The following is a 25,710-nucleotide window of genomic DNA, read 5'->3' on the forward strand; positions in this document are numbered from 1 at the left end:
ACGCGCGCGTCAGTGCCTGCTGAGCGGTGACCGGTCGCCGACCAGCCAGCGGTGCCCGAACGGGTCGTCGAAGCTGCCCTGGCGGTGCCGGCCCCACGGCATCTCGTGGTCGCGCACGGGGTCGCGGCTGCCGTCGGCGCCGGCGGCGACCGCCCGGGCCACGAACGCGTCCGGGTCGTCGACGAACACCTCGATCCTGACCGTCCGGGAGCCGAGGCGCTCGGGCGTCTCCCAGCCGTTGTCCTCGGGCTCGCCGAGGAAGAACGGCGCGCCGGCGACGGCCAGCCCGACGACGCCGCCGAGGTCCCACAGGACCTCGGCACCGAGCGCCTGCTCGTACCACGACCGGGCCGCGCTCGCGTCGGCGACGGCGAGCATCACCGAGATCGTCAACGCCGGCGGTTCGGCCACCGGACCATCGTGGTCCGACCGGGTGGGGTTGGCAACGTCTACTGTGGAGGCGTGGGCGCGGCGATCCACCCGGCGCTGGCGCCGTACGTCGCCTCGGTGACGGCGTACGACGTCGACCTCGGCGCGCCCGGGGTGCACCGAGGCCTGCCGGGGACGACGCTCACCTTCGTGCTGCCGGTGGGCGAGCCGCTGGACGTCGGGTGGCGGGGTCGGCCGGGGAGCCGGGGGACCCGATGGTCGACGCTGTCCGGACTCCATGCGGGACCGGCGGAGATCCACCACGACGGGCACCAGGTCGGCGTGCAGCTCGCGGTGACGACGGCCGGGGCTCGGGCGCTCTTCGGCCTGCCCGCCGCCGCGCTCGCCGGGGCGCTGGTCGAGCTCGACGACGTCGCGCCCGCGCTGCGGGACCTGCCCGAGCGGCTCGACGGCTGTCCGCCGGAGGCGCGCGTGCGGGTCGTCGAGGAGGCGCTGCTCCGGCAGCTCGCCCGCGACGACGCCCCCGGTCCGCAGGCGGAGGTCGGCCGAGCGCTCGCCCGGCTCACCCGGGGTGCCAGCGTGCAGGCGGTGGCCGACGACGTCGGCTACAGCCGCCGCCACCTCGGCACGCTCGTCCGCCGGGAGTGCGGACTGACGCCGCAGGAGGTGCGGCGGGTCGGCCGGTTCGAGCGGTCGCGCGCGGTGCTGGGCCGGATCCCGCTCGCCGACGCGGCGCAGCGGTGCGGGTACGCCGACCAGGCGCACCTCGCCCGCGAGTGGGTCACCCTGGCGGGCTGCCCGCCGACGACGTGGCTGCGCGAGGAGTTCCCGTTCCTTCAAGACCTGCACGCAGGTGCGGAGGGAGAGTCGGAGTCATGAGCAACGCAGCAGAGGTCAGGCTCTGGCACACCATGTCCTTCCGCGACGCCGACGCGATGATCGCGTGGCTGGGCGCCGTCGGGTTCGTGGAGCACGCGACGTACCGCGACGAGAAGGACCCGACCGTCGTCGTCCACGCGGAGTGGCTCTGGCCGGGTGGGGGCGGGCTGATGTTCGGCAGCCGGCGGCCCGACGCCGCCGTCGACAACGTGGGCGGCTCCGCGGCGTACCTCGTCACCGACGACCCGGACGCCGTCTTCCAGCGCGCGGTCGACGCCGGCGCGAAGGTCACCCGCGAGCTGGTCGACCAGGACTACGGCGGCCGCGGCGGCAGCGTCGAGGATCCCGAGGGCAACCACTGGTCGTTCGGGAGCTATCAGCCGTCGTAGCCGGGGTGTCGGTTTCCCCGGTGGGCCGGGGAAACCAGAACTTCCGGGCCGAAACTTCGGCCGAGAACGTCAGGCTTCCCCGGTGGGCCGGGGAAACCTCCACGGCTGAGACGGCGCGTCCGGTGCAGGCGGCCGCTCGTTAGGGTGGCCGCGTGGCAGTGAGGGCAGTGCGAGGAGCGACCCAGCTCGACGAGGACGTGCGCGACCACATGCTCGAGCGGGTCGCGGAGATGGTGACCGACGTGATGGAGGCCAACGGCCTCGACGTCGACGACTTCATCTCGGTGGTCTTCACGGCGACGTCCGACCTGCACTCGGAGTTCCCGGCGTACGCCGCCCGCCGGCTCGGGTTCGGCGACGTGCCGCTGCTGTGTGCGCGCGAGCTCGAGATCGAGGGGTCGATGCCCCGCGTCGTGCGGATGATGGCGCACGTCGAGACCGACCTGCCGCGCGCGGACATCACGCACGTCTACCTCCACGGTGCCGCCGCGCTGCGTCGCGACCTCACCCGCGTCCGCGCGGTGCCCGACGATGAGTGACGCCGCACCGACGACAGCACCGACGACAGCACCGACGCTGGTCGGCCCCGTCGAGGTCGTCGGCACCGGGCTGCTCGGCACGTCCGTCGCCCTCGCCTGCCGCCGGGCGGGCCTCGAGGTGCTGCTGTCGGACGTCGTGCCCGAGCACGTGCGAACGGCGTCCGCGCTCGGCGCCGGCCGCCCGCGCCGGGCGGAGGACCGGCCCCAGCTCGTCGTCGTGGCCGTGCCGCCCGACCACCTCGGCCCGGCGATCGCCGCCGCGCTCGATGAGGGTGACTCCGTCGTCACCGACGTCGGCAGCGTGAAGTCCGGTCCGCTCGCCGCGGTCGGCGACCACCCGGGAGTACGCCGCTACGTCGGCAGCCACCCGATGGCCGGCAGCGAGCGGTCCGGGCCGCTGGCGGCGTCGGCAGACCTGTTCGAGGGCCGCCCGTGGGCGGTCGCACCGCACCCGGACGCCGACGCCGATGCCGTCGCGCTGGTCGAGCAGCTCGTGAAGCTCTGCGCGGCCGTCGTCGTACGCCTCCGGCCCGAGGACCACGACCGGGCGGTCGCCCGGACCTCGCACGTGCCGCACCTGCTCGCGTCGCTCGCGGCCGGACGCCTGGCCGACGCGCCCGCCGACCACCTCAGGTTGTCCGGCCAGGGGGTGCGCGACGTGACGCGCGTGGCCGCCGGCAGCCCGGCGCTCTACGGCCAGATCGTCACCGCGAACGCCGACGCCGTGCTCGGCCTCCTCGGCGAGGTCCGCGGGGAGCTGGACGCGCTCATCGCCGCCATCGCGACCGCGGACGGCGACGCGCTCGCTGCGGTGCTCCAGCAGGGCGTCGCCGGCACCCACGCGATCCCCGGCAAGCACGGCGGACCGGTGCGGCCGACGGCGTCGGTGTTCGTCTCGGTGCCCGACGAGCCTGGCGTGCTTGCCCGGCTCTTCGCAGCGGCGGGGGAGAGCGACGTCAACATCGAGGACGTCCGCATCGACCACGACCTCGGCCGCGCCGTCGGCCTGGTCGAGCTCATCGTCGACGTGGCGAGCAGCGAGCACCTGCTGGAGTCGCTCGAATCTCGTGGGTGGGTGACACACCGGTAGGCTGCGGCCCCGTGAACAGCTCCGCGCGCATCGCTCCTGCCGGCCTCGTCGTCGCCATCGACGGCACCTCGGGCTCGGGCAAGTCGAGCACGTCGCGCGGGGTCGCCGATCGGCTCGGTCTGCGCTACCTCGACACCGGCGCGATGTTCCGCGCGATGACCTGGTGGATGCTCGAGCACGACGTCGACGTGCACGACCCGGCCGCGGTGGCCGCCCGCGCCGGCGACCCGGAGATCGTCTCCGGCACCGACCCGCTCGGGCCCACGATCACCGTCGACGGCACCGACGTCGCCGTCGGCATCCGCAGCGACGCCGTCAACGCCGCCGTCTCGCCGGTCAGCGCGGTCCCCGAGGTGCGCGCCCGGCTGCTCCAGCTCCAGCGCGCCGTCATCGCCGCCGAGACCGTCGCGGGCGGCATCGTGGTGGAGGGGCGCGACATCGGGTCGGTCGTCGCTCCCGACGCCCCGGTCAAGGTCTACCTCAGCGCCGACCCCGCTGCCCGGGCCGCGCGCCGCGCCGCCGAGCAGGGTGGCGCCGACGTGGCGACCACCCAGGAGTCGCTGCTCGCGCGCGACCGGATCGACTCGGGCCGGGCGACCGCCCCACTGGTGCAGGCCGACGGCGCCGTCCACATCGACACCACGCCGTACACCCTCGACGAGGTCATCGGCCTGGTCGTCTCCCTCGTCGAGGACGCCGGAGCGCGCAGATGATGACGCAGCGCGCCCACCTCGCCCCGCCGCGCAGCGACCGGGTCAAGGGAGCCCCGCGCTACCTGCTCCACTCGCCGCTGCGGCCGCTGTCGCGCTTCATCATCCGGCGGCGGTACGTCGTGCGCGTGCACGGCAGCGCGCAGGTGCCGACCGACGGCCCGGTCATCTACGCCTCCAACCACGTCGGAGTGATCGACGGGCCGATGCTCGCGATCTTCGGGCCCCGGCCCGCCCACGCCCTGACGAAGATCGAGATGTTCAGGGGCGTCCTCGGCCGCTTCCTGTGGCACTCGGGCCAGATCCCGCTGGACCGGTTCAACACCGACCCGCGCGCGGTGAAGACCTGCCTGCGTGCGCTGCGCGACGGCCGGGCGATCGGCATCTACCCCGAGGGCAGCCGCGGACCGGGCGACCTCGAGCGGTTCCACCGCGGCGCGGCCTACCTGGCGCTGGTGTCGGGCGCGCCCGTCGTACCCGTGATCATGCTCGGCAGCCGTGAGCCGGGCGGCACCAGCGGGTCGCTGCCCCGGCGCGGAGCCACGATCGACATGGTCTTCGGCGAGGTCTGGCGCACCGACGCGGTGCCGTGGCCGCGGACCCGGGAACAAGTCGAGAAGGCCTCGTTGTTGCTGCGGGAGCACATGCTGGTCCAGCTGGACCGGGCGCGCGCGTCGACCGGGAGAGAGCTCCCGGGTCCGCTGCCGCCGACCGACGTAGATCCCGACCCCGCTACCGGGGTCACCGATGAAGGAGCACCATGACCGAGCTCGAGCCTGCCACCGCGGAGGCGCTCGGCCCCGTCCCCGTCCTCGCCGTGGTGGGGCGACCCAACGTCGGCAAGTCGACGCTGGTCAACCGGATCATCGGCCGCCGTGAGGCGGTCGTCGAGGACGTCCCGGGCGTGACCCGCGACCGCGTGTCGTACGACGCGAACTGGAACGGCCGCGCCTTCACCGTGGTCGACACCGGCGGCTGGGACCCCGACGCCCGCGGCCTCGCCGAGCGGATCGCCGCGCAGGCGGAGGTGGCTGTCAGCCTGGCCGACGCGGTGCTCTTCGTGGTCGACGCGACCGTCGGCATCACCGACGCCGACGAGGCCGTCGTCAGGATCCTGCGGAAGTCCGGCAAGCCCGTCGTGCTGGCGGCCAACAAGGTCGACGACCAGCGGACCGAGGCGGAGGCCTACGGGCTGTGGAACCTCGGCCTCGGCGAGCCGTTCCCGGTCTCCGCGCTGCACGGCCGGGGTTCGGGCGACATGCTCGACGCCGTACTGGCGGCGCTGCCGGAGCCGCCGCCCGAGCGGGAGGCCGAGGTCGGCGGGCCGCGCCGGATCGCGATCGTCGGCAAGCCGAACGTCGGCAAGTCCTCCATGCTCAACAAGCTCGCGGGGGAGGAGCGCGTCGTCGTCGACAACGTCGCCGGCACGACCGTCGACCCCGTCGACGAGCTCGTCGAGCTCGGCGGCCGCACCTGGCGCTTCATCGACACCGCCGGCCTGCGCAAGCGCGTCAAGGAGGCCTCGGGGCACGAGTACTACGCCTCGCTGCGCACGTCGACCGCGATCGACCGCGCCGAGGTCGCCGTGCTGGTGCTCGACGCCGACCAGAACATCTCCGAGCAGGACGTCCGCATCCTGCAGACCGTCCGCGAGGCCGGTCGGGCGCTGGTGATCGCGTTCAACAAGTGGGACCTCGTCGACGAGGAGCGCCGCTACTACCTCGAGCGCGAGATCGAGCGCGAGCTCGTGCAGGTCCAGTGGGCGCCGCGGATCAACGTCACCGCGCGCACCGGTTGGCACATCGACCGCCTCGTGCCCGCGCTCGACAAGGCGCTCGAGGGCTGGGAGACGCGCATCTCGACCGGCGCGCTCAACGGGTTCCTGGGCCGCCTGGTCGCCGAGCACCCGCACCCGGTGCGTGGCGGCAAGCAGCCGAAGATCCTCTTCGGCACCCAGGCGACGACGGCGCCGCCGACGTTCATCCTCTTCACGAGCGGCAAGCTCGACGCGTCGTACGAGCGGTTCATCGAGCGGCGCCTGCGCGAGGAGTTCGGCTTCGTCGGCACGCCGATCGTGCTGCAGCAGCGGCCCCGGGAGAAGCGCAAGCGGTGATCTCCGTGCTCGCGGCCCTGGCGCTCGCCGTCGGTACGACGGTGGCTCCGGTGAGCGCGAGCCCGGTCGCGGGGACGTCGTGCCCGACGTTCCCCGCGGACAACTGGTGGAACGCCGACGTCAGGGACCTGCCGGTGCACCCGCGCAGCGACGCGTGGCTCTCGCACATGTCCACCGAGCGGGACCTGCACCCCGACTTCGGGGGCCGGTACGGCATCCCGATCACCGCCGTGAAGGGCTCGCACCCGAAGGTCCGGGTGCGGTTCGACTACGCCTCGGAGAGCGACCGGGTGCGCTACCCGCTGGGCCGCGACACCAGGATCGAGGGCGGCCGGGGCTCGGACGGCGACAAGCACGCGATCGTCGTCGACCGCGACCGCTGCCGGCTCTACGAGACCTGGAACACGCGGGTCCGGGGCGGTCGCTGGGTCGTCGGCTCCGGGGCGGTGTGGTCGCTGCGCTCCAACGCGCTGCGCCCCGACGGCTGGACGTCCGCCGACGCGGCCGGGCTGCCGATCCTGCCCGGCCTGCTCCGCTGGAGCGAGGTGCGGGCGGGCCGGGTCGACCACGCCATCCGGTTCACGACCGACGTCACCAGCCGGCACCACCTCTGGCCGGCGCGGCACGACGCCGGCTCCCGGTCCTCGCTGGCCTACCCGCCGATGGGGGCGCGGTTCCGGCTGCGGTCCGACTTGCCGACGCGCGGCTTCTCGGCGTACGCCGTCGCGGTGCTCGACGCGATGAAGACCTACGGCCTCGTGCTCGCCGACAACGGGTCGCCGTGGTACTTCCAGGGCGAGCAGAGCCGCCGCTGGCCCGCGGGGCTGGTGGAGGAGCTGAAGGAGATCCCGGCCGCCGCCTTCGTCGCCGTCGACACGTCCTCGCTGCGGGTCTCCCGGAACTCCGCCGAAGTCAGTCCCGATTGAGGACAGAATCTGGCCGCAGGGCTTCCTAGAGTCGTGGCATGACCACCGAACGCGACGACATCATCGACACCCTCCGCAAGCACCGCGAGTTCCTCCGCTTCACGGTGCGGGGCCTCTCCGACGAGCAGGCCTCGGCCACCCCGACCGCCAGCGAGCTCTGCCTCGGCGGGCTGATCAAGCACGTCACCGCCGTCGAGAGGAGCTGGGCCGACTTCGTCGTCAACGGCCCGACCCCGATGCCGGCCGTCGACTGGGAGAACATCGACTGGTCCGACCCGCCGGCCGCGGTGCTGGAGTACCGGGACGGCTTCCGGATGGTCGGCGACGAGACGCTCGAGAGCCTGCTCGCGGCGTACGACGGCGTCGCGGCGGCCACCGACAAGCTCGTCGAGACCGTCGACCTCGACCGGCGGCACCCGCTGCCGGAGGCGCCGTGGAACGAGCCCGGTGCCACCTGGTCGGCGCGGCGCGCGTTCGTGCACATCATCGCGGAGACCGCCCAGCACGCCGGCCACGCCGACATCATCCGCGAGACCCTCGACGGGCAGAAGACGATGGGCTGAGCCCGGGAGGACCCGATTCCGGGGATGCGGTCCGGCTGCGATAGGGTTCACGCGGTTTGCCGCTCACGAGGCGGCGACCGTTCGGGCTGTGGCGCAGCTTGGTAGCGCACTTGACTGGGGGTCAAGGGGTCGCAGGTTCAAATCCTGTCAGCCCGACCGATCCGCGAGGGTCAGAACTACGCTCTGACCGGCGGAACAGGCCCGGTGATCCACGGATCGCCGGGCCTGAAACGTTGGCGGCAAGGCGCTGTCGACGCCGGACTGGCGGCGCGGATGGTCAACACCAGGTCCGGTAGCCGTGGGAGTACGAGCCGAACCGTCGGTGCGATCACAGCGAATGACCTCACCACCCCCGGGGGACAGTAGGTCCGTGTCCGAGGCTCGCCTGATGACGACCTACGCGCCACGCCGCCCCGAGGCGGTTGTCCTGATCCTGCACGGCGGGTCGTCTCGCCCCGGCCGCACGCGGGTGAGTCCGGCGCAGCTGTCCGTGCTGCGCATGGTCCCCATCGCCCGCCGGATCGCCCGGGACGGGCGAGGTCGGGTAGCGGTGTTGCGGCTGCTCAACAGCCACCGCGGCTGGAACAACGCGCACACTCCGATCGAGGACGTGAGGTGGGCGCTGGCGCAGGTGGGGGCCAGGTACGGCGACCTCCCGATCGGTCTCGTCGGCCACTCGCTCGGGGGCCGTGCGGGGCTGCTGACCGGCGGCGAGGGCGGGGTCCGCAGTGTCGTCGCGTTGAATCCATGGGTCTATCCCAGCGACCGCTCCGATCTGGGTGGTCGACGTGTGCTGGTGGTGCACGGCACCGCCGACGCGGTGGCGGACATCGGCAAGGTCCGCGTGGTCGTCGCCGCACTCGCGACGACCACCGACGTCGAACTCCTCGAGGTCGAGGGCGGCAACCACTCCATGCTCCGCCAGGGCGCGACGTTCGAGCGCGCCGCGTCGTCGTTCACGCTGGACGCGCTGCTCGACGGTTCGCCATCGACGTGAGAGCCATCCGAGCAGCGCGACGCGGCCACGCGTCTGGAAACCACTGGCTCACGTCGGCCACGAGGTCACCGGCCTGACGGGAGCGGGCGCTCGGTGCCGAGACGGGCGCGGGCGGCCGCGGCGGTGCCCGCCTCCCAGGACCCGGGGGCCGCGGCGCCGGCGTGCAGCGCGCCGCGCCAGGTGCCGCGGACGCCGTGCTCGTCCTTCATGCGGGCGAAGTAGTCGACCACCTCGATCTCCTTGGCGCGCAACGCCAGCTCGGTCGAGACGGGCGCCGATCGGCTGGCGGCCGCGTCCTCGGCCCGCGCGCGAGCGTGCGCTCGTGCGGCCGCCAGGCGGTCCGCCACGTGCACCGTCCAGGCCTCGTAGAAGGCAGTTCGCGCCGTCGAGCCGTGGACCGCGCGGCTCACCCAGCGTCGTCGGCGCGGATCCCAGACCTCCTGACGGTCGGCCTTGTGGGCTCCGGAGCGCAGGTGGTCGTCGCCGTCGGCGACCATCTGGGTCACCAGGGCGGCGTAGAGCGCCTTCGCGATGGCGATGTCGCTCGGGTAGCCGTAGAGCGTGACCCGGGTGTTGTCGGAGTAGATCGCGGCCTCGAGGTCGTTGACCCTGGCGACCTCCAGGAGGAGCCGCACGTAGCGGGCCAGCGAGCGCTTGCCCGGCTCGCCGGTGCGGACCGTCTCGTAGGTGGGCTCCTCGCGTCGCTCCTCGTCGCCGGCGCTCGCGCGGGCGACCGCCAGCGCGATCTGGTGCCGGGTGGCCAGTGCCTGGGCCTTCGCGAAGAATGCCTCCCGTTCGGCGAGGTTGCCGGTCCGCTCGGCCTGGCGGAGCAGGCGGCCGATGCGCAGGAGGGTGCGGTCGTCGCCGTCGACGCCGGTGTCGAGGGACTGCAGCCGGTACGCCGTGTGGAGGAGCTCCGCCTGCACGGGGAGCCCGAGGTCCTCCAGCAGCCGGAGGTGGGTCGCGCGGAAGGCTGGCCCGTGGCCGCCGCCCGCGGTGAGGTGGTGGGCGACCTCGTGGAGGACGACGGCGGCCCGCAACGACCACCGACCGCCGACCTCCCTCGTGGGGAGCGCGATGACCCCGTGGTCCGGCAGCTCGTCGGCCTCGTAGACCGCGCGCAGGCGGCCGCGGCGGGGACGCACGCGGAGGGGGACGCGCGTCAGGTCGTGGCCGCCCCGATCCAGGTACGTCGCGTCGGTCGCGGCGAGGTGGTGGAGAACCCGGTCGACGTACGTCTGGACGTCTCCTGGGTCGGAGAAGCGGGGCTCGAGCTCGGGCTCGAAGGACCGGACCTCGTCGCCGACGCGCACGTGCAACGCCTGCCCGGGCGCTCGCCGCGCGTGGTCGAGCCAGGTGGCGTACAGGTCCTCGGCGGCATAGACGGCGCTGGTCTCGTCGTGAGCTGCATCGCGCGTCTCCGTCATGCGGCCAGCCTCTCAGGCGGCACCGACACCCATCGGTGCGGTGCGGGTCGGCTCGACGTCGCACGCGACCTTCGCCCAGGTCGGTCACCAGCTGACGCGGGTCGTCTTCGTCCTGCGGTCAGACGCCCGGCACGATGCGCAGGTCGCGGACGGCGCCGCCGTCGAGCGCGGTCAGTGCCTCCTGGTACGCCGGGCTCTCGTGCGCCGCGACGGCCCGCTCCACCGAGTCGAAGGCGATCAGCACCGAGCGCGTCGGCTGCCCTGCCTCGTAGACCGCCTCGGGGACGCCGCGCGCGAGGAACGTCCCTCCCGCGCCGGTGAGTGCCGGCCCGGCCAGGGCGGCGTACGCCGCCAGCTTGGTCTCGTCGGTGATCTCCACGTAGGTGCTGACCCAGTACGCCGTCATGCGGCCATCCTGCCGGACGGCGCCGGTAGGTTGCGAAGCGTGCTCTGCCACTCCTGCTACGCCGAGCCGGACCTCGTGCCGGACTGTGCCGCGTGCCGCGGCACCGGGCGCGCGACGTCGATGCCGCTGTGCGCCGACCCGTGGAACGAGGTGGTGCCGGGGCTGTGGCAGGGCGGCCACGACGTACGGTCCCAGTCGGCGACGGCGTGCGTCGTCGGCGCCGAGTTCGACCTGGTCGTCAGCCTCGCGACCCGGGACGGCCACGGACCCGCCGACGGGGTCGACCACGTCGTGCTCCGGATCGCCGACGCCACCCTCGACCCGGGCACGGCGGCCAGGGTGGACGTCGCCGCCCGGCAGGTCGCCGAGGCCGTCGCGGGCGGGCGGCGCGTGCTGGTGCGGTGCTCCGGAGGGCTCAACCGGTCGGGGCTCGTGGTCGCCGGTGCGCTGGTGCGGATGGGCCACCGGCCGGACGACGCGATCGCGCTCGTGCGTGCCGCGCGTGGCCCGTGGGCGCTGACCAACCCCGGGTTCGTCGACCACGTCCGCGGCCTCGTCCCGAACCTCCCCGGGAAGGCGTGACAGGGGACACACGACCGGCTACCTTGCAGGGACAAGAACGCGTTCTACTTTTCCCGAGGAGCCAGCATGAAGACCCGCGCCGCCATCTTGTGGGAACCGCACACCGAGTGGAGTGTGGAGGACATCGAGCTCGACCCGCCGAAGCAGGGCGAGCTCCTCGTCAAGCTGGCCGCCTCGGGCCTGTGCCACTCCGACGAGCACATGGTCACCGGTGACATGGTGCTCGACCCGGAGCTCGCGGAGGCGTTCGGGCTCAAGCAGTTCCCGGTCATCGGCGGCCACGAGGGCGCGGGCGTCGTCCAGGAGGTCGGTCCCGACACGGTCGGCTTCGAGGTCGGCGACCACGTGGTCTTCAGCTTCATCCCGTCGTGCGGCAAGTGCCCGTCGTGCTCGACGGGCCACCAGCACCTCTGCGACCTCGGCGCCTTCCTGCTCAGCGGCATGCAGCTCTCGGACTTCTCCTACCGCCACCACGCCAAGGACGGGCGCGACCTCGGGATCATGGTCGGCCTCGGCACGTTCTCGCCCTACACCGTGGTCAACGTCGACAGCGCGGTGAAGATCGACAAGAGCGTCCCGCTGGAGAAGGCAGCGCTGGTCGGCTGCGGCGTGACCACCGGGTGGGGCTCCGCGACGTACGCCGCCGACGTGCAGTCGGGCGAGACCGTGGCCGTGGTGGGCATCGGTGGGATCGGCATGAGCGCCGTCCAGGGTGCGGCGATGGCGGGCGCCCGGCACGTGGTCGCGATCGACCCCGTGGACTGGAAGCGCGAGAAGGCGCTCACCCTCGGCGCCACGCACACCGCGGCCTCGATGGAGGAGGCGCAGCCGCTGATCAGCGAGCTGACCCAGGGCGCCATGGCGGACAAGGCGATCCTCGCCGTCGGGCTCGCCACCGGCGACCTGATCGCGCCGATGATGAGCCTCGTCAAGAAGGCCGGCCGCGGTGTGGTGACCGCCGTCGCCAACATGATGGCGACCGACGTGCAGCTGAACCTCTTCGAGATGTCGATGATGCGCAAGGAGCTCGTCGGCTGCATCTTCGGCAACGCGAACCCGCGCTACGACATCCCGCGCCTGCTGAACCTCTACATGGACGGCAAGCTCAAGCTCGACGAGATGGTGACCACGACGTACACCCTCGACGAGATCAACCAGGGCTACCAGGACATGCGCGACGGCAAGAACATCCGCGGCGTCATCGTCTACGAGTGAGGTCGGGATCGGCGGGGTCTGTCGGCTCACCGGGTCTCGACACGCTCCGTCACGGCTTCGCAGGCTCAGCCGTGGTCGCTGCTCGACCACCAACGATCGGGTCCGCTGGCGCGGCCCCGATCACGCGACGTCCTCGTCCATCGCGGCGACGTAGTCGCGCTTGACCGCGCGCCAGGCCTCGTCGGTCATCGTGCGCCGCCAGTACGGCGAGCACGACATGGCCGCCCGGTCGAGCCCGCGGTCGGCGAGCAGGTGCCGGCGGATCGCGCGGATCTCGTCGGCCTCGCCGTGGACGAACGCGTGCACGCGTCCGGGAGGGAACACCAGGTCGGCGACGGCGTCGGGCAGCAGGTCGACGTCGTCGTCGGCGCCGGTGCGGTGCAGCCACTCCAGGTCGAGGTCGCCGGAGCAGCGCAGCGCGATCTCGTGCTCGGGGCCGTCGCAGACCAGGCGCACGACCGCGGCCGCGCCCGGCGGGATCGCCTCGAGCGACGCGGCGATCGCCGGCAGCGCCGACTCGTCGCCGACGAGCAGGTGCCAGTCGGCGGTGGGGTCGGGTCGGTAGCCGCTGCCCGGACCCTCGAAGACCAGCACGTCGCCGACGTGGGTGCCGGCGGCCCAGGGCCCGCCGGCGCCGTGGTCGCCGTGCACCACGAAGTCGAGCGTCAGGCGTGCAGCCTCGGCGTCCCAGCGGCGCACGGTGTAGCGACGGCGCGCCGGCCAGTGCTCCCGGTCGTGCTGCTCCCTGACCTCGGCGGGGGAGAAGACGCCGGCGTACGGCGCCCCCGCGGGCGGGATGGCGACGTTCACGTAGGCGTCGGTGGCGTCCGGGGATGCGAAGCCGGTGAGGCCCTCACCACCCAGTACCACCCGCACCAGCGCGGGGGTCAGCCACTCCATGGTCTCCACCTGTCCGTGCCACGTGGGCATCCGGTCTCCCTTCGTCGTACACCCGGTGAGGTAAGGGTAGCCTTACTTGGTTCATACTGTGCGCGTGACGTCCGATCCTCAGACCCCGGGCGGTCTGATCCGTCGGACCCTCCACCGCCAGCGGCGGCGCCTGGCCGGTGCGATCGCGCTGATCACCCTGTGGCAGGTCTGCGAGGCGGCGGTGCCGATCCTGATCGGCATCGTCATCGATCGCGCGATCGCGGCCGGGGACCTCGGTCGGCTGATCCTGTGGGGCGCCGTGCTGTGCGTGCACTTCGCGGTCCTGAGCCTGGCGTACCGGTTCGGCTCGCGCGTCGGGTTCCGGGCGTTCCAGGAGGAGGGCCACCTGCTCCGCACCGAGGTGTCGGCGCACGTGCTCGCGCCGCGCGGCGCGCGGCTGGACCGACTCCCGGGTGACGTGCTGGCCGTGGCGACCGGCGACGCCGAGGGCGTCGCGGCTGTCATCCGCCAGATCACGTTCACGGTGGCCGGCATCGCGGGGCTGGTGGTCAGCGCCGTCGTCCTGGCCACGATCGACCCCCTGATCGCGTCGGTCGTGCTGGTCGGCGTGCCGGTCGTCCTGGTGTGCACCCAGGTGCTCGCTCCGCGGCTCGCCCACCGAGCCCACGAACGGCAGGAGGCGATCGGCCGGGCGACGGGCCTCGCCACCGACCTGGTCCGCGGGCTGCGCCCGCTCAAGGGCATCGGCGCCGAAGCGGTCGCCCACGCGCGCTACCAGGGACAGAGCCGGAGCGCGATGCGCGCGAGCATGGTCGCGGCGCGGTCGGAGGGGGTGCTGTACGGGCTCACGAACGCGCTGAGCATGGCCTTCCTCGCCGTCGTCGCGCTGGTCGCGGGACGGCAGGCGCTCGACGGTGACCTGTCGATCGGCGAGCTGGTGTCGGTGGTGGGGCTGGCGCAGTTCGTCGCGGAGCCGATGGGGATGATCGCCTACCTGGTAGCCCAGCTCGCACGGTCGCGCGCGTCGGCTCGACGGCTCGTGGTGCTCTTCGGGGCGCCGCCGCTGGTCGAGGTCGGTGACCGCGTCTCGTCAGGGGTCGCGTCGCTCGTCCTGGGCGAGGTGACCGACGGGTCGCTCCGGTCGGTCTCTCTCGAGGTCGCGCCCGGCGAGACCGTCGCCGTCGTCGCGGAGGACCCGGCGGACGCCGAGGCCCTCATGCACCTGCTGCGCGGCGAGGGCCGGCCGACGTCCGGCCAGGTGCTCGTGGGCGGCGTACCGCTGACCGAGCTGCGCATCGAGGAGGCGCAGCGGATGCTGGTCGTGGCCGAGCACCACGTGGACCTGTTCGAGGGCACGCTCCGCTCCAACGTCGATCACGCCGACCGCCTGACCGACGAACGGTTCGCGACGGTGATGGCCGCCTCGTCGGCGACCGACCTCCCCGACGAGCCGGTCACCGTCGACGGCACCACGCTGTCCGGTGGCCAGCGGCAGCGACTCGGCCTGGCGCGAGCGCTGGCGGCAGACCCGCCCGTGCTCGTCCTGCACGACCCGACGACGGCCGTGGACGCGGTGACCGAGCAGCGGATCGCCGAGGGGATCGACGCCGTACGCCGTCCTGACGGTGCCACGCTCGTGCTCACGAGCAGCCCGGCCCTGCTCGCTCGCGCCGACCGGGTCGTGCACGTGGTCGACGGACGGGTGGCCGCCGTCGGCACGCACGCCGCGCTGGCGGAGCTCGAGGCCTACCGGGCGGCGGTGCTGCGATGACCAGGCTCCCCGTCTCCACCGCCCGCGAGGCGGCGGCCCTGTCCCGCCGGCTGCTCGGTCAGCGACCGTGGGCGCTCGGCGTCTGCATGCTGATGTTCGCCATCGAGGGCCTCGCCGGCCTCGTCGCCCCGTGGATGCTCGGCCGGATCGTCGACGTGGTGGTCGACGGCGGGTCGGCCTCGGACATCACCGGGCCGGCCCTGTGGATCCTCGGCGCCGCACTGGTCGGTGGCGTCGCGACGTACCTCTCGGTCGCGTTCCTCGCGCGCACGGCGGAGCCCGCGCTCGCGGACCTCCGCGAGACGGTCGTCGAGCGGGCACTCTCACTCGAAGCCGTGGAGCTCGAGGCGAGCGGCTCCGGGGACCTGCTGTCCCGGGTCGGTGACGACGTCCGCCTGATCACCGAGTCGTTCACCGAGGTGATCCCGATCCTCGTGAACTCGGTGGTCGCGGTGCTCTTCACCGTCGTCGGCCTGTTCGCCCTCGACTGGCGGCTGGGACTGGCCGGCCTCGGGGCGGTGCCGTTCTACCTCGCGGCATTGCGGTGGTACCTGCCGCGCTCCGGCCCGTACTACCGACGGGAGCGGGAGGCCAACAGCGAGCGCGCCGAGGCGCTGATCACCGGCCTCCACGCCAGCCGGACGCTGCGCGCCTACGGCATCGGCGGTCAGCACCAGGAGCTCACGACGGCCGCGTCGTGGCGCTCGGCGGCCCTCTCGATCGACGTCTTCCACCTGCTGACCCGCTTCTACGGCCGCAACAACCGCGCCGAGCTGGTCGGGCTGCTGCTGATCCTCGGCACCGGCTACGCGCTCGTGTCGCGGTCGCTGGTCACCGTCGGGGCGGTGACGGCCGCGGCCCTGCTCTTCCACCGGCTGTTCAACCCGATCGGCGCGATCCTCGGGCTGTTCGACGCGGTGCAGTCGGCCGGTGCCTCACTGGTCCGTCTGGTCGGGCTCGCCCAGCTGCCGGCGCCGGCCTCGTTGCAGGCACCGGAGTGCCCGGCGGACGGGCGCCTCGTCGTACGCGACCTGCACCACGAGTTCGTCGAGGGTCGAGCGGCCGTCGACACGGTCTCGCTCGACGTCGCGCCCGGCCACCGGGTGGCGGTCGTGGGTGCGTCGGGCGCCGGCAAGACGACGCTGGGCGCGGCGATCGCCGGCCGACTGGCCCCGACCCGGGGCTCGGTGGTGCTGGGCGGGGTGCCGCTGGCGCGCGTCGACGGGACCGGACGGCCGCCGGTGGCGATCGTCAGCCAGGAGGTGCACGTGTTCGCCGGCACCGTCCGGGACAACCTCACGCTCGCCGCACCGTCGGCCCCGGAGGACGAGCTCACCCGGGTGCTCGACGCCGTGGGCGCGCGGGCGGCGGTGGCGGCACTGCCCGACGGGCTCGCGACCGTGGTCGGCGACGGTGCCGTCACGCTGACGCCGGCGCTGGCGCAGCAGCTCGCGCTGGCGCGGGTGCTGCTCGCCGACCCCCTGGTGGTCGTGCTCGACGAGGCGACGGCCGAGGCCGGATCGGCCGGAGCGAGGTCGCTGGAGCGCGCTGCCGACGCCGTGACGGAGGGGCGTACGTCGCTGACGATCGCGCACCGTCTCACCCAGGCCGTCGACGCCCACGAGGTCGTCGTCATGGACGCGGGGCGGATCGTCGAGCGCGGCACGCACGCCGACCTCGTCGCCGCCGGCGGGGTGTACGCCGGGCTGTGGTCGGCGTGGGCCGCACGCTGAGCTCTTCCGAATCCTCGGCGAGGCGGGTCGTGTAACGGTGGCAGGTGGTGGCACGCTGTCCAGGCATGACGCCTTTCCGGATCCGCCGTCGGACCGTCGCCGTCGCGGCGGCGCTGCTCGCGATGGCCGGAGTCGGTCCGGTCACCCCGTCCTCAGCGGCCGACACGGGGTCCTGCCGCGGGAAGCTCCCGACGCTCGTCGCCACCAGCGACGGGCAGGTCATCAACGGGACGGACGGCGACGACGTGATCATCGCCTGGGGCTTCCGGGACGTCATCGTGAACGCCGGCCTCGGCAACGACCGCATCTGCGGCGACCCGGCGGTCGCCGACGGCGGTGACGGCAACGACGTGATCTACACGGTCGGCGGAGCTGTCGTCGGGGGCGCCGGGAACGACGTGGTGTCGCACGCCGGTGGCACCACCGACGGTGGTCCCGACAACGACCGCATCCGGCAGCGGCAGTTCGGCACCGTCCGTGGTGCCGACGGGAACGACTGGGTGACCGCGGCGATCTTCGTCGGCGTGGCCGACCCGCTGCTGCCGCCCTGGGAGACGGCCACCCCTGCCGGCGACCCTGTCTTCCACCTCGACGGCGACGCCGGCGCCGATCGCCTCACGGTCAGCGCCCCCACCGACGGCACGACCAGCAAGCGTTGCCCCGCCTGCGGCTTCTCGGTGGACGGCGGCGACGGACGCGACGCCGTCGGCGTGCGCGGGAACAGCGCGCGGATCAACCTGGCGAAGGGCACGGTCCGGTTCGCCGGCACGGAGGTGCGACCCCGCGACGTCGAGGGAGCCGTCGGCACCGCCGGCCCCGACCTGATCGTCGGCGACGAGCGCCGCAACACGCTGAGCGGCAAGGGCGGCCGGGATCGGATCCTCGGCGGACCGAGTGGGGACCTCCTCAAGGGCGGAGCCGCGCGCGACGTGCTCCTCGGGCAGGGCGGCCTCGACGGCGCGCTCGGCGGCGGCGGCAACGACAAGTGCCGCGCCGAGCTGTCCCAGAACTGCGAGTGACCTCCTGGGACGGGTGCGTGCGCACCCTGCTCGCCCACTAGGCTGACCCCACTCACGTCTCGTGGCGCAGGAACCCGGTGTGATTCCGGGGCGGTTCCGCCACTGTGAGGCCACTTCTCGGGCGAGGGGTGGCCGAAGCCAGACACTGGCCACGGGACCTCCGTCGATCAGGGGCGAGAACCCCAGGAGAAACCCGTGACGCTGGCGCTGCTGTCCACCTCCGACACCGACCTGCTCTCTGCCCGCGCGTGCGGGGCGGACTGGCTCTGGAGCAACCCGACCCGGGGGATCCCGGACCTGGACGGCGTCGACCTGGTCGTCGTACGGCTCCTCGGGTCGCCGCACGACCTCGAGCCGTGGCGCGACCGGCTGTTCGCCGGCGGCCGGCCGGTCGTGGTGCTCGGTGGCGAGGCCCAGCCGAGCGCGGAGCTCATGGAGCTCTCCACCGTCCCGATGGGCATCGCCGCGGAGGCGCACCGCTACCTCGCCGAGGGCGGCCCGGGCAACCTCGGCCAGCTGCACGCGTTCCTGTCCGACACCGTGCTGCTCACCGGCGAGGGCTTCGAGCCGCCCGTCGCGGTGCCCGGCTGGGGGGTGGCGGAGCGCCCGTCCGGGAAGCCGCGGGTCGGCGTGCTGTACTACCGCGCCCACGAGATCAGCGGCAACGACGCGTTCGCCCACGCGCTCGTGGACGCGATCGACGCGACCGGCGAGGCGGTCGGCGTGCCGGTCTTCGCCGGCAGCCTGCGGTCGGCGCCGGACGAGCTGTACGACGCGCTCGGCACGCTCGACGCGCTCGTCGTCACCGTGCTGGCCGCCGGTGGCAGCAGGCCGGCTGGCGCGAGCGCCGGGGGAGACGACGAGGCGTGGGACGTCGAACGGCTGCGGCGGCTCGACATCCCGGTGCTGCAGGGGCTCTGCCTCACGACCAGCCGGGAGGAGTGGGAGGCCTCCGACGACGGCGTCACGCCGCTCGACTCGGCCACGCAGATCGCGATCCCGGAGTTCGACGGCCGGATCATCACCGCGCCGTTCTCGTTCAAGGAGGTCGACGAGGACGGACTGCCGCGCTACGTCGCCGACGCCGAGCGGTGCGCCCGAGTCGCCGGGATCGCGGTCAACCACGCCCGTCTGCGCCACATCCCGACGAGCCAGCGGCGGATCGCGCTGATGCTCTCGGCGTACCCGACCAAGCACTCGCGGGTCGGCAACGCGGTCGGCCTCGACACCCCGGTCTCTGCGGTGCGGCTGCTGCGCCGCATGCGCGACGGGGGGTACGACGTCGGCGAGATCCCGGCGCTCGACCTCGCCGACGACACCGAGGCCGGTGACGCGCTCATCCACGCGCTGATCGCAGCCGGCGGCCAGGACGAGGAGTGGCTGACCAGCGCCCAGCTCACGGACGCGCACGTGCGGATCACCCGGGCGGAGTACGACGCGTGGACGGCTGACGTCCCGGCGGCACTGATGGACGAGATCGTCGAGGCGTGGGGCCCGTCGCCCGGGCGGCTCTTCGTCAACGACGCGGGCGAGATCGTGCTGGCCACGATCCAGGCGGGCAACGTGGTGCTGCTGATCCAGCCGCCGCGCGGGTTCGGCGAGAACCCGGTCGCGATCTACCACGACCCCGACCTCGCGCCCTCGCACCACTACCTCGCGGCGTACCGCTGGCTGGAGCACGGGTTCCGGGCACATGCGGTCGTCCACCTGGGCAAGCACGGCTCGATGGAGTGGCTGCCGGGCAAGAACGCCGCGCTGTCGGCGTCCTGCGCGACGGACGCGGCGATCGGCAACCTGCCGCTGGTCTACCCGTTCCTCGTCAACGACCCGGGCGAGGGCGCGCAGGCCAAGCGTCGCGCGCACGCGACGATCGTCGACCACCTGGTGCCACCGATGGCGCGGGCGGAGACGTACGGCGACATCTCGCGGCTGGAGCAGCTGCTCGACGAGCACGCCAACATCGCGGCGATGGACCCGGCGAAGCTGCCAGCCGTCCGCGGCGAGATCTGGCAGCTGATGCACGCCGCGGAGATGCATCGCGACCTCGGCCTGGACGAGCGACCGGAGGACGACGACTTCGACGACTTCCTGCTGCACGTCGACGGCTGGCTGTGCGAGATCAAGGACGCGCAGATCCGCGACGGCCTGCACGTCCTCGGCCAGGCGCCCGAGGGTGAGGCGCGGGTCAACCTGGTGCTCGCGATCCTGCGCGCCGCCCAGGTCTGGGGCGGCGAGGCGAACGCCGTGCCCGGGCTGCGGATGGCGCTCGGGCTCAAGGACGGCGAGTCGGTGACCGCGGTCGACGCCATCGAGGAGCAGGCGCGTGGGCTCGTGCAGCGGATGGAGGCGGCGGGCTGGTCCCCGGACGCCGCGGACGGACTCCACGACGACCCGGAGGTGCAGCGGGTGCTGCGCTTCGCCGCCGAGCAGGTGGTGCCGCGGCTGCGTCGTACGACGGACGAGCTGGACGCCGTGCTGCACGCGCTCGACGGCGGCTTCGTGCCGGCGGGGCCGAGCGGCTCGCCGCTGCGCGGGCTGGTCAACGTGCTGCCGACGGGCCGCAACTTCTACACGGTCGACCCGCGCGCCGTGCCGTCGCGCCTGGCCTGGCAGACCGGTCAGGCGATGGCCGACTCGCTGGTGCAGCGCTACCTGGAGGAGTCCGGCGACTACCCCTCGTCGGTGGGCCTGTCGGTGTGGGGCACGAGCGCGATGCGCACCTCGGGCGACGACGTGGCCGAGGTGCTCGCGCTGCTCGGCGTCCGGCCCGCGTGGGACGAGATGTCGCGCCGGGTCAGCGACCTGCACGTCGTACCCCTGGAGGAGCTGGGCCGTCCGCGCATCGACGTGACGGTGCGGATCTCCGGCTTCTTCCGGGACGCCTTCCCGCACGTCGTGGCGATGCTGGACGACGCCGTTCGGCTGGTGGCGGGCCTCGACGAGTCCGACGAGGCCAACTTCGTGAGGGCGCACGCAAGGGCGGACCTCGCCGACCACGGCGACGAGCGGCGCGCGACGAGCCGGATCTTCGGCAGCAGGCCGGGGTCGTACGGCGCGGGCATCCTGCAGGTGGTCGAGTCGGGCACGTGGCGGTCGGACGAGGACCTGGCCGAGGTCTACACGGCGTGGGGCGGCTTCGCCTACGGGCGCGACCTCGACGGGGCGCCGGCCGCCGACGACATGCGCGCCAACTACCGCCGCATCAAAGTAGCCGCGAAGAACGTCGACACCCGCGAGCACGACATCGCCGACAGCGACGACTACTTCCAGTACCACGGCGGCATGGTCGCCACGGTGCGCGCGCTCACCGGCGCCGACCCGAGGGCGTACGTCGGCGACTCGACGTCGCCGGACGCCGTACGCACCCGGACGCTGCAGGAGGAGACCAACCGCGTCTTCCGCGCCCGCGTCGTCAACCCGCGCTGGATCTCGGCGATGCAGCGGCACGGCTACAAGGGCGCGTTCGAGCTCGCCGCGACGGTCGACTACCTGTACGGCTTCGATGCCACTGCCGGCGTCGTGCAGGACTGGATGTACGAGGCGCTCGCGCAGGAGTACGTGCTCGACCAGACCAACCGCGAGTTCATGACCCGCTCGAACCCGTGGGCGCTGCGCGGCGTCGTCGAGCGGCTGCACGAGGCCGCGGACCGTGGGTTGTGGGAGTCGCCCGACCCGGAGACGCTTGCTGCCATGCAGGCCGTCTACCTCGAGCTCGAGGGTGACCTGGAGGACCGCGGGTGACCAAGCGCGTGCGCGTCATCGGTGTGGGTCCCGGCGACCCCGACCAGGTGACGCTCGAGGCCGTGCACGCGCTGCGCGCCGTGGACTACTTCGTCGTCACCGACAAGTCCGGCCGCGGCGGCATGCCCGACCCGCTCGTCAACGCCCGCGAGCGGCTGCTGGACCGGCACCTCGAGCGGCCGCCGGTGATCGTGCGCGTCGACGACCCCGAGCGTGAGCGGCGACCGGACCGCACCGCGACGCAGGAGGAGTACGACGCGGTCGTCGCGCAGTGGCACGAGGCGCGTCAGGAGGCGTTCGCGGAGGCGCTGCTCTCACGCGAGGGGGACGCGGGCTTCCTGGTGTGGGGCGACCCTGCCTTCTACGACTCGACCATCCGGATCCTGCAGTCGCTGCAGGAGCGCGGTCGCGTCGACCTGGCGATGGACGTCGTGCCGGGCATCTCGAGCATCCAGCTGCTCGCTGCGCGGCACCGGATCGTGCTGCACGAGGTCGGCCAGCCGTTGCACGTCACCAGCGGCCGCCGCCTCCTGGAGGCGGTCGAGCAGGGCCAGGACAACCTCGTCGTGATGCTCAACCGGGTGATCGACCTTCCGGGCCTCGACGACTGGATGATCTGGTGGGGCGGCAACCTCGGCACGCCGGCGGAGGAGCTGGTGGCCGGGCGCGTGGGCGATGTGGTGCCCGAGATCGACGCGGCGCGCGAGCGGCTGCGCGAGTCCGCCGGCTGGGTGATGGACATCTTCCTGCTGAGGAAGCCCGGCTGATGGCGCACACCGTGCTCGTCGTACCGGTGCCCGAGCTGGAGCCGTTCGTGCGCGAGCGGACCGAGCACTACGACGCGTCGTTCCTGTCCCCGGACCCGGCCTTCGTGCACGCGCACATCACGGTGCTCGGCCCGTTCCTGCCCGACCCGTCGCCGGCCGCCCTCGAGGTGGTCGCCGGCATCGTGGCCGACGTGGTGGCGTTCGACTTCCGGCTGGCGCGGCTGGGGGAGTTCGCCGACGGGATCATCCACCTGCCGCCCGACCCTGACGACGGGTTCCGCGAGCTGACCCGGCGACTGGTGGCGGCGTTCCCGCAGTGCCCGCCGTACGCCGGCGAGTTCCCCGACCCGGTCCCGCACCTGACCCTCGACCGGCGCTCGGCGGACATCACGCCGTCGTCGGTGCTGGCCGCGCTCGGCGGCGTCGTGCCCGCCACCTGCCGCGCCGACCGGGTCGCGCTGCACCGCTACGCCAACCACGACTGCCGCGTGCTGGCCGACTGGAAGCTGGGCACGCCGTGAGCGGCCTCCTGGTGGCCGGCACCACCTCCGACGCCGGCAAGAGCGTCGTCACCTCCGGGCTGTGCCGAGCGTTCGCGCGGCGGGGCGTCCGGGTCGCGCCGTTCAAGGCCCAGAACATGTCCAACAACTCGATGGTCGTGACCGCGGCCGACGGGACTCCCGGGGAGATCGGCCGTGCGCAGTGGGTGCAGGCGCTCGCCGCCGGGGTCGAGCCCGAGGTCGCGATGAACCCCGTGCTGCTCAAGCCCGGCAGCGACCACCGCAGCCACGTCGTCGTGCTGGGACGGCCGGCGGGCGAGGTGTCCGCGCGCGACTTCGTCGACGGCCGGGACCACCTGGCCCGCGCGGCGTACGACGCGTTCGACGACCTGTCGTCGCGGTTCGAGGTCGTGGTGGCCGAGGGCGCCGGCAGCCCGACCGAGATCAACCTGCGGTCCAGCGACTACGTGAACATGGGCCTCGCCCAGCACGGCGCCCTCCCTGCCGTGCTCGTCGGCGACATCGATCGCGGCGGCGTCTTCGCGTCGCTCTTCGGGAGCGTGGCGCTGCTGGCGCCGGAGGACCAGCGGCTGGTGGCGGGGTTCGTGGTCAACCGGTTCCGCGGCGACGAGTCGCTGCTCGCGCCCGGCCTGGCGGAGCTGGAGTCGCTGACGGGCCGTCGCGTGTACGGCGTGCTGCCCTTCAGCAGCGGCGTGTGGCTCGACAGCGAGGACACGCTCGACGTCGGCGACCGGCGCGTGGTCGACGGTCCGGCGCCGCTGCGCGTCGTGGTCGTGCGGTCGCCGCGGATCAGCAACTTCACCGACATCGACGCCCTCGGGCTCGAGCCGGGCGTCGACGTCGTCTACGCCTCGGACGGGCGCTCGGTCGCCGACGCCGACCTCGTCGTGCTCCCCGGGTCGCGGGCGACGCTCGCCGACCTCGCGTGGCTGCGCGACCGCGGCATCGATCGTGCGGTGGCCGCCCACGCGGCCGCCGGACGGCCGGTGCTCGGGATCTGCGGCGGCTTCCAGATGCTCGGCCGCTCGGTGCTCGATCCCGACGGCGTCGAGCGGCCGGCGGGCGCCTCCGCCGACGGGCTCGGCCTGCTGGACGTGACGACCACGTTCGCGCACGAGAAGGTGCTGCGACTGCCCCGCGGCGCCGCTCTCGGCACCGAGGTCGGCGGCTACGAGATCCACCACGGCCGGGTGACCGTGGGCTCGGGCGAGGAGTTCCTCGGCGGTGCCCGGGACGGCCACCTCTTCGGCACCATGTGGCACGGGTGCCTCGAGCACGACGCCTTCCGGTCGGCGTTCCTCCGCGAGGTCGCGTGGTTGACCGGACACGTGTGGACGCCCTCCAGCGTGAGCTTCCCGGCTGCCCGCGAACGCCGGCTCGACCTGCTCGGCGACCTCGTCGAGCACCATCTCGACGTCGACGCGCTGCTCGACCTCGCCACGTCCGGGGCGCCGGCCGGGCTGCCGGTGCTGCCGCCGGGGGACCGCCGATGAGGGTGCTGGTTTTGGGCGGTACGGCGGAGGCGCGGTCGCTCGCCGCGGCCCTGGTCGACGTCGGGTGCGACGTCACCACCTCGCTGGCCGGCCGCGTCGCCGAGCCGCGGCTGCCGGTCGGCGGCGTGCGGATCGGCGGGTTCGGCGGGGTGGCCGGGCTGGCGGCGTACGTGCGGGACTTCGACGCGGTCGTCGACGCCACGCACCCCTTCGCCGCGCAGATCTCGGCGCACGCGGCCGAGGCCTGCGTCGACGTACCCCTGCTGCGGCTGGAGCGACCCGGGTGGACCGGCGACTGGTTCCGGGTCGGCGACCACGATGCTGCGGCCGCGGCGACCGTGGGACTCGGGGTGCGGCCGTTCCTGACGATCGGGCGTCAGGCGCTGGACCGCTTCGTCGGGCCGCTGGCGGACCGCGCGGTGTTGGTCCGGGTGGTCGACGAGCCCGAGGTGGCGCTGCCGCCGTCGTGGGAGGTGTTGCGTGACCGGGGCCCGTACGCGCTCGAGGACGAGGTGGCGCTGATGCAGCGGCACGGCACCGACGTGCTCGTGACGAAGGACTCCGGCGGCGCGCACACGTGGCCGAAGATGCAGGCGGCAGCGGGCCTCGGCATCCCCGTCGTGGTGGTGCAGCGGCCGCCTGCGCCGGCCTGTGTGCCGACGGTCAGCGACGTCGACGACGCAGTGCGATGGGTGCGGTCACGACCAGCGCGGCGAGCCCGGTCCGACGCGCAAGACGTCGGGCGCGGGTGATGTCGTGGCGGTCCGGAGCCCGTCCGTCGCCCAGCGTGCTCCGGTCGTCGATGCGGCCCGCGTACACGTTCACCCCGCCGAGACGGACGCCGAGCGCGCCCGCGAACGCCGCCTCGACCGGCCCCGCGTTGGGGCTCGGGTGACCGGCGGCGTCGCGGCGCCAGGCCCGCCAGGCGCCGCGACGGTCGTCGCCGAGGAACACGGCCAGCGTGGCCGTGAGACGCGAGCCGGGGAGGTTGAGCAGGTCGTCGAGGCGGGCCGCCGCCCAGCCGAACCGCTCGTAGCGCTCGGTGCGGTGGCCGATCATGGCGTCGAGCGTGTTGGCCGCGCGGTGGGCGAGCAGCCCGGGTACGCCGGCGACCGCTCCCCACACGAGCGGGGCGACGACCGCGTCGGAGGTGTTCTCCGCCAGCGACTCGACGACCGCGCGCGCGACGCCCGCCTCGTCCAGGTTGCTGGTGTCCCTCCCCACCAGGTGGGTGAGCCGCTGCCGTGCGGCGGGCAGGTCACCGGCAACGAGGTGGGCCTGGACAGCGGCCGCTTCGCGGTCGAGGCTGCGGCCGCCGAGGACCGCCCACGTCGCGAGCGCGACCGGGATCGGGGCCCGACCGACGGCAGCCGCTCCGCCGACGAGGAGGGCGACGTGGAGCACGCCGGGCGCGCGACGGTCGGCGAAGGTGACGGCCTCGAGCGCCGCGGCGGTCCGCCCGAAGCCCGCGACGGGGTGCCAGCGCGTCGGGTCACCCAGCAGACTGTCGGCGGCGTAGCCGAGCACGAGGCCCAGAGCGAGGTTCAT

Annotated in this window: 25 protein-coding genes, 1 tRNA gene and 1 riboswitch; of the genes, 21 read left to right on the forward strand and 5 right to left on the reverse strand. The window is 73.6% G+C overall.

The window, feature by feature from the left end; all coding sequences use genetic code 11:
• Window positions 1–9: 9 nt before the first annotated feature.
• Complete coding sequence (locus tag ACFQQI_RS06985; RefSeq protein ID WP_378559975.1) at window positions 10–411, reverse strand: VOC family protein; 402 nt, start codon at window positions 409–411, stop codon at window positions 10–12.
• Between the two features lie 51 nt (window positions 412–462).
• Here ACFQQI_RS06985 and ACFQQI_RS06990 point away from each other — a divergent pair, with 51 nt between their 5' ends.
• The 11 genes from ACFQQI_RS06990 (at window position 463) to ACFQQI_RS07040 (ending at window position 8,596) form a co-directional block, all read left to right on the forward strand.
• On the forward strand, window positions 463–1,269 hold the full coding sequence (locus tag ACFQQI_RS06990) for a helix-turn-helix domain-containing protein (RefSeq protein WP_378559978.1): 807 nt from the start codon (window positions 463–465) through the stop codon (window positions 1,267–1,269).
• A complete protein-coding gene (locus ACFQQI_RS06995) occupies window positions 1,266–1,658 on the forward strand; it encodes a VOC family protein (protein ID WP_378559981.1) in 393 nt (130 codons plus the stop codon). Before ACFQQI_RS06990 ends, ACFQQI_RS06995 begins: the two co-directional genes overlap by 4 nt.
• 152 nt (window positions 1,659–1,810) lie before the next feature.
• The gene (gene aroH, locus ACFQQI_RS07000) at window positions 1,811–2,197 is read left to right on the forward strand and encodes a chorismate mutase (RefSeq protein ID WP_378559984.1); all 387 of its coding nucleotides are present in this window, start codon (window positions 1,811–1,813) and stop codon (window positions 2,195–2,197) included.
• Complete coding sequence (locus ACFQQI_RS07005) at window positions 2,190–3,287, forward strand: prephenate dehydrogenase (RefSeq protein WP_378559987.1); 1,098 nt, start codon at window positions 2,190–2,192, stop codon at window positions 3,285–3,287. The genes aroH and ACFQQI_RS07005 overlap by 8 nt, the downstream gene beginning before the upstream one ends.
• An 11-nt stretch (window positions 3,288–3,298) precedes the next feature.
• A complete protein-coding gene (cmk, locus tag ACFQQI_RS07010; RefSeq protein WP_378559990.1) occupies window positions 3,299–4,000 on the forward strand; it encodes a (d)CMP kinase in 702 nt (233 codons plus the stop codon).
• Window positions 3,997–4,761, forward strand: coding sequence for a lysophospholipid acyltransferase family protein (locus ACFQQI_RS07015; RefSeq protein ID WP_378559993.1), 765 nt, complete (start codon window positions 3,997–3,999; stop codon window positions 4,759–4,761). Before cmk ends, ACFQQI_RS07015 begins: the two co-directional genes overlap by 4 nt.
• On the forward strand, window positions 4,758–6,110 hold the full coding sequence (gene der / locus ACFQQI_RS07020; protein ID WP_378559996.1) for a ribosome biogenesis GTPase Der: 1,353 nt from the start codon (window positions 4,758–4,760) through the stop codon (window positions 6,108–6,110). Before ACFQQI_RS07015 ends, der begins: the two co-directional genes overlap by 4 nt.
• Window positions 6,107–7,036: a hypothetical protein gene (locus ACFQQI_RS07025; protein ID WP_378559999.1), complete on the forward strand. Its 930-nt coding sequence runs from the start codon at window positions 6,107–6,109 to the stop codon at window positions 7,034–7,036. The genes der and ACFQQI_RS07025 overlap by 4 nt, the downstream gene beginning before the upstream one ends.
• A gap of 38 nt (window positions 7,037–7,074) precedes the next feature.
• A complete protein-coding gene (locus ACFQQI_RS07030; RefSeq protein WP_378560002.1) occupies window positions 7,075–7,599 on the forward strand; it encodes a DinB family protein in 525 nt (174 codons plus the stop codon).
• Between the two features lie 82 nt (window positions 7,600–7,681).
• Window positions 7,682–7,755: transfer RNA gene (locus ACFQQI_RS07035), tRNA-Pro, on the forward strand.
• A 214-nt stretch (window positions 7,756–7,969) separates the two neighbouring features.
• Complete coding sequence (locus ACFQQI_RS07040; RefSeq protein ID WP_378560005.1) at window positions 7,970–8,596, forward strand: alpha/beta hydrolase; 627 nt, start codon at window positions 7,970–7,972, stop codon at window positions 8,594–8,596.
• A gap of 65 nt (window positions 8,597–8,661) precedes the next feature.
• On the opposite strand, the gene ACFQQI_RS07045 is transcribed toward ACFQQI_RS07040, so the two are convergent.
• Both ACFQQI_RS07045 and ACFQQI_RS07050 read right to left on the reverse strand, forming a co-directional pair.
• Window positions 8,662–10,023 carry a DUF2786 domain-containing protein gene (locus ACFQQI_RS07045; RefSeq protein ID WP_378560008.1) on the reverse strand — a complete coding sequence of 454 codons (1,362 nt, stop codon included), beginning with the start codon at window positions 10,021–10,023 and terminating at the stop codon, window positions 8,662–8,664.
• A gap of 118 nt (window positions 10,024–10,141) precedes the next feature.
• Window positions 10,142–10,429, reverse strand: a complete 288-nt coding sequence (locus tag ACFQQI_RS07050; RefSeq protein WP_378560011.1) for a DUF1330 domain-containing protein — start codon at window positions 10,427–10,429, stop codon at window positions 10,142–10,144.
• Between the two features lie 39 nt (window positions 10,430–10,468).
• Between ACFQQI_RS07050 and ACFQQI_RS07055 the strand changes: the two genes are divergently transcribed.
• Both ACFQQI_RS07055 and ACFQQI_RS07060 read left to right on the forward strand, forming a co-directional pair.
• Complete coding sequence (locus tag ACFQQI_RS07055) at window positions 10,469–11,011, forward strand: hypothetical protein (RefSeq protein WP_378560014.1); 543 nt, start codon at window positions 10,469–10,471, stop codon at window positions 11,009–11,011.
• A gap of 66 nt (window positions 11,012–11,077) precedes the next feature.
• Window positions 11,078–12,226 carry an NDMA-dependent alcohol dehydrogenase gene (locus ACFQQI_RS07060; RefSeq protein ID WP_378560017.1) on the forward strand — a complete coding sequence of 383 codons (1,149 nt, stop codon included), beginning with the start codon at window positions 11,078–11,080 and terminating at the stop codon, window positions 12,224–12,226.
• A 120-nt stretch (window positions 12,227–12,346) separates the two neighbouring features.
• On the opposite strand, the gene ACFQQI_RS07065 is transcribed toward ACFQQI_RS07060, so the two are convergent.
• The gene (locus ACFQQI_RS07065) at window positions 12,347–13,156 is read right to left on the reverse strand and encodes a siderophore-interacting protein (RefSeq protein WP_378560020.1); all 810 of its coding nucleotides are present in this window, start codon (window positions 13,154–13,156) and stop codon (window positions 12,347–12,349) included.
• Window positions 13,157–13,220: 64 nt separating this feature from the next.
• Between ACFQQI_RS07065 and ACFQQI_RS07070 the strand changes: the two genes are divergently transcribed.
• The 8 genes from ACFQQI_RS07070 to ACFQQI_RS07105 all read left to right on the forward strand — a co-directional run bounded on the left by ACFQQI_RS07070 (window position 13,221) and on the right by ACFQQI_RS07105 (window position 24,914).
• Window positions 13,221–14,888, forward strand: a complete 1,668-nt coding sequence (locus ACFQQI_RS07070) for an ABC transporter ATP-binding protein (RefSeq protein ID WP_378560023.1) — start codon at window positions 13,221–13,223, stop codon at window positions 14,886–14,888.
• The gene (locus ACFQQI_RS07075) at window positions 14,885–16,621 is read left to right on the forward strand and encodes an ABC transporter ATP-binding protein (protein WP_378560028.1); all 1,737 of its coding nucleotides are present in this window, start codon (window positions 14,885–14,887) and stop codon (window positions 16,619–16,621) included. Before ACFQQI_RS07070 ends, ACFQQI_RS07075 begins: the two co-directional genes overlap by 4 nt.
• 65 nt (window positions 16,622–16,686) lie before the next feature.
• Entirely contained in the window at window positions 16,687–17,640 is a 954-nt protein-coding gene (locus tag ACFQQI_RS07080) for a hypothetical protein (RefSeq protein WP_378560031.1), read from the forward strand.
• 45 nt (window positions 17,641–17,685) lie between these two features.
• Window positions 17,686–17,809, forward strand: a riboswitch (cobalamin riboswitch).
• Between the two features lie 26 nt (window positions 17,810–17,835).
• Window positions 17,836–21,381: a cobaltochelatase subunit CobN gene (locus ACFQQI_RS07085; RefSeq protein ID WP_378560034.1), complete on the forward strand. Its 3,546-nt coding sequence runs from the start codon at window positions 17,836–17,838 to the stop codon at window positions 21,379–21,381.
• Complete coding sequence (gene cobF / locus ACFQQI_RS07090; protein WP_378560037.1) at window positions 21,378–22,148, forward strand: precorrin-6A synthase (deacetylating); 771 nt, start codon at window positions 21,378–21,380, stop codon at window positions 22,146–22,148. Before ACFQQI_RS07085 ends, cobF begins: the two co-directional genes overlap by 4 nt.
• A complete protein-coding gene (locus ACFQQI_RS07095; protein WP_378560040.1) occupies window positions 22,148–22,669 on the forward strand; it encodes a 2'-5' RNA ligase family protein in 522 nt (173 codons plus the stop codon). Before cobF ends, ACFQQI_RS07095 begins: the two co-directional genes overlap by 1 nt.
• Complete coding sequence (locus ACFQQI_RS07100; protein WP_378560043.1) at window positions 22,666–24,162, forward strand: cobyric acid synthase; 1,497 nt, start codon at window positions 22,666–22,668, stop codon at window positions 24,160–24,162. The genes ACFQQI_RS07095 and ACFQQI_RS07100 overlap by 4 nt, the downstream gene beginning before the upstream one ends.
• Window positions 24,159–24,914, forward strand: coding sequence for a cobalt-precorrin-6A reductase (locus tag ACFQQI_RS07105; protein ID WP_378560046.1), 756 nt, complete (start codon window positions 24,159–24,161; stop codon window positions 24,912–24,914). The genes ACFQQI_RS07100 and ACFQQI_RS07105 overlap by 4 nt, the downstream gene beginning before the upstream one ends.
• Here ACFQQI_RS07105 and ACFQQI_RS07110 read toward each other — a convergent pair.
• Window positions 24,826–25,710, reverse strand: a complete 885-nt coding sequence (locus tag ACFQQI_RS07110) for a cobalamin biosynthesis protein (protein WP_378560049.1) — start codon at window positions 25,708–25,710, stop codon at window positions 24,826–24,828. The two genes, ACFQQI_RS07105 and ACFQQI_RS07110, sit on opposite strands and share 89 nt — an antisense overlap.

It is taken from the genome of Nocardioides sp. GCM10030259 (genome assembly GCF_042666375.1).
Classification (GTDB): domain Bacteria; phylum Actinomycetota; class Actinomycetes; order Propionibacteriales; family Nocardioidaceae; genus Nocardioides.